Origin of the sequence: Nocardiopsis sp. RV163 (assembly GCF_001029525.1) — a bacterium.
Lineage (GTDB): Bacteria > Actinomycetota > Actinomycetes > Streptosporangiales > Streptosporangiaceae > Nocardiopsis > Nocardiopsis dassonvillei.
Map to the genome: position 1 here is coordinate 1 of NZ_LEKI01000348.1, position 1025 is coordinate 1025.

Below are 1025 nucleotides of genomic sequence, written 5' to 3' on the forward strand. Positions count from 1 at the left end.
CCCCTTCCCCCCGCCCCGCTGCCGGACGTGCGAGGGTGACGCCCGGGTCACCGGAACGGTTAGGTTGTGGGCATGCCCGTCTCCGCACCGTCAGGGCCCCGGAGCCGCGCCACCCGCGCCCTGGCACTCGCCTCCGCCCTCCTCCTCACCGCCGCCGCCTGCTCGGCGTCGCCCGGCGCACCTCCCGGCAGCGACCCCACCGCCGCCCTCCCCCTGCCCGGACCGCAGGACGGCGACGACCGCGAGGCCCCCGAGGACGGGGAACAGGAGGGCCCGCCCCCGGGCCGGGGCCCCCTCGGCGACAGCGTCGTGGTCATCGACCCCGGCCACAACGGCGGCAACGCCGCCGCCTCCGACGAGATCAACGCGATGGTCCCCGCCGGGCCGAACGAGAAGGCCTGCGACACAGTCGGCACCGAGACCGCGAGCGGCTACGCCGAGCACGAGTTCAACTGGCAACTGTCCGTACTGGTCAAGGAGAGGCTGGAGACCGACGGCGCCACGGTCGTCCTCACGCGCGAGGACAACGGCGGGGTCGGGCCGTGCATCGACGAGCGAGCGGGCATCGGCAACGAGGAGGGGGCCGACGCTGCCGTTTCCCTGCACGCGGACGGGGGCCCCGAGAGCGGTCGCGGGTTCCACGTGATCATGCCCGGCGAGGTCGAGGGCTTCACCGACGACATCACCGAGCCCTCCCGGCTGCTAGGTGAGGACATCCACCGCGCGTACCTGGAGGGCAGCGGCATCCCCACCGCCGACTACCTCGCCGACGAGGGCTTGGACGTGCGCACCGACCTGGGCGGGCTGAACATGTCCGACGTGCCCAAGGTGTTCCTGGAGACGGGCAACATGCGCAACCCCGAGGACGCGGCGCTCATGGAGGACCCCGCCTGGCGGGAGCGGGCCGCCGACGCCATCGCTCAGGGCCTGGCCCTCTATCTCATGCGGGGCTGAGGCAGCGCGGACGGCGCGACCGCCCGCGACCCTCCTGGCCGCCGGTCCCCGACCGCCCCGCGCCCGCTGCC

General features: G+C 74.6%; 1 protein-coding gene. It reads left to right on the forward strand.

The features are described 5' to 3' along the window. The first annotated feature begins 72 nt into the window (after positions 1-72). A complete protein-coding gene (locus tag ABD54_RS26630; protein ID WP_047872308.1) occupies positions 73-954 on the forward strand; it encodes an N-acetylmuramoyl-L-alanine amidase in 882 nt (293 codons plus the stop codon). The last annotated feature ends 71 nt before the right edge of the window (positions 955-1025 follow it).

What these genes read in the sequence shown, in the direction of transcription:
- ABD54_RS26630 (WP_047872308.1), top strand. Translation starts at nt 73, where the DNA reads ATGCCCGTCTCCGCACCGTCAGGGCCCCGGAGCCGCGCCACCCGCGCC.